This window comes from Reyranella sp. (assembly GCF_004296935.1).
Classification (GTDB): domain Bacteria; phylum Pseudomonadota; class Alphaproteobacteria; order Reyranellales; family Reyranellaceae; genus Reyranella.
Genome location: NZ_SCVH01000120.1, coordinates 1 through 6385, shown reverse-complemented (window position 1 = coordinate 6385; position 6385 = coordinate 1). Strand labels below are relative to the sequence as shown.

The 6385-nt window shown below is 66.6% G+C and carries 5 protein-coding genes and 1 pseudogene; 5 read left to right on the top strand and 1 reads right to left on the bottom strand.

What is annotated here, in order from left to right:
* Positions 1 to 273 (top strand): annotated as a pseudogene (locus EPO55_RS17040) (CarD family transcriptional regulator); the annotation flags it as partial.
* 85 nt (positions 274 to 358) lie between these two features.
* On the opposite strand, the gene EPO55_RS17035 reads toward EPO55_RS17040, so the two are convergent.
* Complete coding sequence (locus EPO55_RS17035; protein ID WP_296338226.1) at positions 359 to 1765, bottom strand: M48 family metalloprotease; 1407 nt, start codon at positions 1763 to 1765, stop codon at positions 359 to 361.
* 111 nt (positions 1766 to 1876) lie between these two features.
* On the opposite strand from EPO55_RS17035, the gene pip reads away from it, so the two are divergent.
* The 4 genes from pip to dnaK all read left to right on the top strand — a co-directional run.
* Positions 1877 to 2884 carry a prolyl aminopeptidase gene (pip, locus tag EPO55_RS17030; protein ID WP_296338225.1) on the top strand — a complete coding sequence of 336 codons (1008 nt, stop codon included), beginning with the start codon at positions 1877 to 1879 and terminating at the stop codon, positions 2882 to 2884.
* Entirely contained in the window at positions 2872 to 3945 is a 1074-nt protein-coding gene (locus tag EPO55_RS17025; protein ID WP_296338224.1) for a TauD/TfdA family dioxygenase, read from the top strand. Before pip ends, EPO55_RS17025 begins: the two co-directional genes overlap by 13 nt.
* A 118-nt stretch (positions 3946 to 4063) precedes the next feature.
* Positions 4064 to 4681 (top strand): nucleotide exchange factor GrpE, encoded by a 618-nt coding sequence (gene grpE, locus EPO55_RS17020; RefSeq protein ID WP_296338223.1) that lies wholly within the window; start codon positions 4064 to 4066, stop codon positions 4679 to 4681.
* 168 nt (positions 4682 to 4849) lie between these two features.
* Positions 4850 to 6385, top strand: a 1536-nt coding sequence (dnaK, locus tag EPO55_RS17015; RefSeq protein WP_296338221.1) for a molecular chaperone DnaK, incomplete at its 3' end; no start/stop codon positions are given.

Below are 6385 nucleotides of genomic sequence, written 5' to 3'. Positions count from 1 at the left end.
ACCCTGAAGGGCCGCAGCCGCGTGAGCCGCGCCATGTGGAACCGCCGCGCCCAGGAATACGAAGCCAAGATCAACTCGGGCGACCCGGTTTCGATCGCCGAAGTGGTGCGCGATCTGCACCGCAATGCCGGCCAGCCCGACCAGTCCTACAGCGAACGCCAGATTTACGAGGCGGCGCTGGATCGGCTGGCGCGCGAACTCGCCGCCGTCGAGCGCATCGACAAGGATCTCGCCACGCAGAAGCTGAACAGCGTACTGCAGAAAGTGGCCTAACGGCGGCCGGCGACTGAAACATTGAAAAGGCGGCCGACGATCGTCGTGCCGCCTTTTTCATGCCCGGTGCTCAAGGTCCGAGAGCTCAGGGTTCGACGATCTTGATCTGGGACAGGCGGCCAAGCTCGGTCGGCGTGTCGACTCCGTTCAGGACCAGCAGCCTTTCCATCCTGAGATCGTCATAGGGCATCCGTGCCGCAAGCTGGGCCGGCGAGGTGCCGGCCGCAGGGATCACCCGCAGCCGATAAGGCCGCAGTGCCGTCGCCTCCGCGTCCGACAGCGTGCGGAAGGTGCGTGCAGCATTGACCAGGACCTCGATCCGGCGATCGCGGTCGGGGCCCTCGCTCAGCAGATTGAAGAAGCAGATACGCTCGCCGTGTCGCACCATCACGTAGCGCGCCTGGCCGAGGCTGGTGTCGGAGCCGCGCGGCCGAGCCCCGATGGCCGCTTCCGCGCCCCCGATCTCGGTGGCCTGGATGTCAGTCGGTGTCGGCTTCAGCGTGTTGCGCATCCATTCATCGAGCCGGCCCGGCACCCGATCGGTGGAACAGCCGAAGTACAACAACGACCGATCGCGCCCCACGCCCAGGACGCCGTCCTGGTCGTTGAACAGGCGGAAGTCGCGGGGGGCCTCGAAGGCGAGCTTCAACTTCGGATGCAAGAAGGCCCGGCCGCGCACAAACCCCTCGTTGGGCGCGTCATCGACCGACATGCCGTCGATCGCCGCAAGATAGGCGGGCCGGCCGGACTCTCCAGCCACCGCCACGCCGGCCGCCTGGAGGGCACCCTTTCTTTCGAAGGGAGCGGGATGGGTGGAGGTAGCGCTGCGCTGATCGAAGGAATCCGGTGCCTCGCCCAGAAGCTTCGCCTCGAGTTGCGCCTGCTGCCGGAGCCTGTCGATCAGGGAAGCCATCGCGCTGTTTCGGTATCCAGCCTGCACAACGTAGGCGAGGCCGATCCGGTCGGCCTCCAGCTCCTGCTCGCGCGAATAGCGTCGCAAGGCGATCAGACCGTCGCGCGCCACGGAGCGGCCGACCGTGACCGACCCGGTCGTCGCCGCCGCCTCGACGGCGGCCTCGAGCACCCCCTGGCGCGCCCGGGCGCGCTGGGCGGCATGGCGCTGGGTGAGATGGCCAAGCTCGTGACCGAGGGCCGCTGCGAGTTCGGCTTCATCGTCGAGCACGGCGAGAAGGCCGCGCGTCACGAAGACATAGCCCGTCAGGGCATGCGCATTGACCACCGGCAGGTCGAGCACGACGAAGCGGTAGGATTCCGCAAGACCGGAACCGCGGACCAGTTTCTGTCCGACGCGATCGACGTAGGCCTGCAGCGCCGTGTCGGGGTAGGCGGCGCCGACCTCCCGCTCGATCGCCGCCGGCAGGACGGGAGGAGACGCAACGCCGACGGCCGTCTGCGGCGGATTGCTTCCGGCCGTGCAGGCGCCGATGGCCAGGAGCAGCGCGACCAGCACCAGAATGCGGTGAAAAAACACTAACCCTCCTCGGCGCCCGCTCGACCTTAGACGTTCGGCCACGGCGGCGGCAATCGCCGCAGGGCTGGAATGGAGATCGCCGCTATGGCAGTGATGATCGCAGAGACAAGCATGCCGCGCTCAGAGACCCCCCTTCGCTCCGACCTGTTCCCGGAGATTTCGCCCTATGCCAGCGGCATGCTGGCGGTCGACGGGCGGCACACGATCTATTGGGAGCAGAGCGGCAATCCCGAAGGCCTGCCTGTGCTTTTCCTGCACGGCGGCCCGGGCGCGGGATCGGCACCGGTCCACCGGCGCTTCTTCGATCCCCAATTCTACCGCATCGTGGTTCTCGACCAGCGCGGCTGCGGCCGCTCGATGCCGCTCGGCGAGTTGCACGACAACACCACCGATCACCTCGTGGCCGACATGGAGAAGCTGCGCAGCCATCTCGGCATCGCCCGCTGGCTGCTGTTCGGCGGTTCGTGGGGCAGCACGCTGGCGCTGGCCTACGGCATCAAGCACCCCGACCGCGTGACGGGCTTCATCCTGCGTGGGATCTTTCTCGGTGCCCGATCGGAGATCGACTGGTTTCTCCACGGCATGCGCACGGTCTTTCCGGAAGCATGGCGCGACTTCGTCGAGCACCTTCCCGAGAGCGAGCGCACCGATCTGCTGGGCAACTACTATCGCCGCCTCACCGACCGCAATCCCGACAGCCATCGGCCGGCAGCCCGCGCCTGGAGTCGCTACGAAGCGGCCTGCTCGACGCTCTATCCGACGGCACGCGCGCCGTTCGAGTCTGATCATGGCGGCTTTGCCCTCGCGCTCTCCCGCATCGAGGCGCACTACTTCGCCCACGGCACGTTCGTGCCCGAAGGCTGGCCGTGGTCGGATCTCGACCGCATCCGTCAGCTGCCCGGCACCATCGTTCAGGGCCGCTACGACATCGTCTGTCCGCCCGTCACCGCCGACGCCCTGGCGCGCGCCTGGCCCGAGGCACGCTACGTCGTGGTGCCGGACGCCGGCCACAGCGCGCTGGAACCAGGCATCCGTGCGGCGCTGGTGAACGCCACCGAGAGCTTCCGCCTGTCGACCAGCGACGATCTCTTTGCCCCGAGGTTTCCATGGGAAACGTGAGTCCCAAGCCGTTTGACCTGCCGCCGGAACAGACCGGCGCCGCCGCATGGTATGGCCCCGAGATGACCCAGCGCGACGACTGGTCGATGCCGCTGTCGCCGGCCGAGATCGCGGAGATTGAGCACGCCACGAAGGCGCTGGCGTCGCGCGACGCGGATATTGCGGCGGTGACGGCGCGCGATTTTCCGCTGCCCTCGCTCGGCCCCAAGCTCAAGGCACGAGTCCGCGACGAGGTCCTGAATGGCCGCGGCTTCCTGCTGCTGCGCGGCCTGCCCGTCGAGCGCTGGTCGATGCGCGAGGCAGCGACCGCGTTCTTCGGCCTCGGCGCCCATCTCGGCAGCGCGCGCTCGCAGAACGGCAAGGGCCATGTGCTGGGCCATGTCCAGGACCTCGGCCTCGATGTGGCTGATCCCAACGTCCGCATCTACCAGACCAACGAGCGCCAAACCTACCACACCGATTCCTGCGATATCGTCGGCCTGCTCTGCCTCAAGACGGCGCAGTCGGGTGGCCTGTCGGCCCTGGTCAGCTCGACCACGATCTTCAACGAGATGCGTCGCCGCCGGCCCGATCTTCTGAAGCTTCTGTTCCAGCCGCTCGCCACCGATCGGCGCGGCGAGGTGCCGGAGGGCCAGAAGCCCTACTTCGAGATTCCCGTGTTCAACTGGCACAAGGGCTTCCTGAGCGCGATCTATCAGCGCCAGTACGTCGACTCCGCCCAGCGCTTTGCCGACGCACCACGACTGTCGCCGACCCAGGTCGAAGCTCTCGACATGTTCGATTCGCTGGCGGGCGATCCCAAGCTGCACCTGTTCATGGAGTTCAAGCCGGGCGACGTCCAGCTCGTGCACAACCACACCATGCTGCACGACCGAACCGGCTTCGTGGACTGGCCGGAACCCGAGCGCCGACGCCATCTGCTGCGCCTGTGGCTGGCAGCCTCCGACGCCAGGCCGCTTCCGGAAATCTACGCCCAGCGCTACGGCACCGTGACCGTGGGCGACCGCGGCGGCATCATCGTGCACGGCACCAAATTGCACGCCCCTCTTCAGGCCGTGTGACGCTGGATGGTCTGAGTGGCAGGCGGTCTGACGCAGGTGGTTGACCCGGACGGTGAGCATCCCTAATTGAAGGCCGCCTGAAGAGACCACTGAAGCTAGGCACAACGAGGGACGACAAATGGCCAGCGATCCGACCGCGGGCGGCGCCCCGGCTGAGATGCCGGTCGAGCCGTCCGATTCCAGCCTCGATATTCCGCCCAAGCCTGAGAGCGCTACCGAGCTGCAACATCTCGTCGAGCAGCTCCAGGCCGAAAAGGCCGACCTGCAGGACAAGCAGCTGCGGGCGCTCGCCGAGGCCCAGAACGTGCGCCGCCGCGCCCAGCAGGACGTCGAGAAGGAGCGCAAGTTCGGCATCGAGCGCTTCGCCCGCGACGTGCTGTCGGTGGCCGACAATCTCGGCCGCGCCCTGTCGGCGCTGCCGGCGGATCTCGAATCCATCGATCCCGCGGTGCGCAACGTGATCGTCGGCATCCAGGCCACCGATCGCGAACTGCAATCGGTGCTGGAGCGCCACGGCGTCACCCGCGTCGAGGCGCTGGGCCAGCCGTTCAACGCCGAATTCCACCAGGCCATGATGGAAGTCGAGGATCCTTCGGTTCCGGCCGGCACGATCGTTCAGGAACTGATCCCGGGCTATCTGATCGCCGGACGCCTGCTGCGCGCGGCCATGGTCGCGGTTGCCAAAGGCGGCCCGATAGGCCGACCGACGGTTCGCCCCCCCAGCAACGAGAATTAGGCACGGCACGATTTTCCGGGTCCAACGCCGGTCGCGCCATTGCAGGCAGCCATAGAGGACCTATATAGCCCCTGTCCTGACCCGGTTTTTCCGGCAGGTAATCACATATCGGGGGTCGATTTGGCGCCTTTGGGGCCGGACCGATCCGCCTAGCGAGAGAGTAGCAACATGGCGAAAGTCATCGGAATCGACCTCGGAACGACCAATTCCTGCGTCGCGGTCATGGAAGGCGGCGACACCAAGGTCATCGAGAATTCGGAGGGCGCGCGGACGACCCCGTCGATGGTCGCGTTCACCGACGGCGGCGAGCGTCTCGTCGGCCAGGCCGCCAAGCGCCAGGCCGTGACCAACCCGCTCAAGACCCTCTATTCGGTCAAGCGCATGATCGGGCGCCGCTTCGAGGACCCCATGGTCCAGAAGGAAATGTCGCTCGTTCCCTTCAAGATCGTGAAGGCCGGCAACGGCGACGCCTGGGTCGAGGCCGCGGGCCAGACCTACAGCCCCAGCCAGATTTCGGCTTTCATTCTCGGCAAGATGAAGGAAACCGCCGAAGCCTATCTCGGCGAAAAGGTCGAGCAGGCGGTGATCACCGTCCCGGCCTACTTCAACGACGCCCAGCGCCAGGCGACCAAGGATGCCGGCCGCATCGCCGGCCTCGAAGTCCTGCGCATCATCAACGAGCCGACAGCGGCAGCGCTCGCCTACGGCATGGACAAGCGCAAGAGCGGCACCATCGCGGTCTACGACCTGGGTGGCGGCACGTTCGACGTGTCGGTGCTCGAGATCGGCGACGGCGTGTTCGAGGTCAAAGCCACCAACGGCGACACGTTCCTGGGTGGTGAGGATTTCGACGTCCGGATCATTGGCTACCTGGCCGACGAGTTCAAAAAGGACCAGGGCATCGACCTGCGCAACGACAAGCTTGCCCTGCAGCGCCTGAAGGAAGCGGCCGAAAAGGCCAAGATCGAGCTCTCCAACGCCAAGGAGACCGAGATCAACCTGCCGTTCATCACCGCCGACGCAAGCGGTCCCAAGCATCTCGTGATCAAGCTGTCGCGCGCCAAGCTCGAGTCCCTGGTCGACGACCTGGTGCAGCGCACGCTCGAGCCCTGCAAGGCGGCCCTCAAGGATGCCGGCTTGCAGCCCGGTCAGATCGACGAGGTCATCCTGGTGGGCGGCATGACCCGCATGCCCAAGGTGATCGAGGTCGTTAAGCAGTTCTTCGGCAAGGAGCCGGCCCGCAACGTCAATCCCGACGAGGTCGTCGCGGTCGGCGCGGCCGTCCAGGCGGCCGTGCTGAAGGGCGAGGTCAAGGACGTCCTGCTGCTCGACGTGACGCCGCTGTCGCTCGGCATCGAGACGCTGGGCGGCGTGTTCACCCGCCTGATCGAGCGCAACACCACGATCCCGACCAAGAAGAGCCAGACCTTCTCGACGGCCGACGACAACCAGACGGCGGTCACTATCCGCGTGTTCCAGGGCGAGCGCGAGATCGCCGCCCAGAACAAGATGCTGGGCCAGTTCGACCTGGTCGGTCTGCCACCGGCGCCGCGCGGCCAGCCGCAGGTCGAGGTCACGTTCGATATCGACGCCAACGGCATCGTGCAGGTCTCGGCCAAGGACAAGGCCACCGGCAAGGAGCAGCAGATCCGCATCCAGGCTTCGGGCGGCCTCAGCGAGGCCGACATCCAGAAGATGGTGAAG

Coding starts and splice junctions, on each gene's coding strand:
- pip (WP_296338225.1), top strand. CDS start 1,877: ATGCCGCGCTCAGAGACCCCCCTTCGCTCCGACCTGTTCCCGGAGATT.
- grpE (WP_296338223.1), top strand. CDS start 4,064: ATGGCCAGCGATCCGACCGCGGGCGGCGCCCCGGCTGAGATGCCGGTC.
- EPO55_RS17025 (WP_296338224.1), top strand. CDS start 2,872: ATGGGAAACGTGAGTCCCAAGCCGTTTGACCTGCCGCCGGAACAGACC.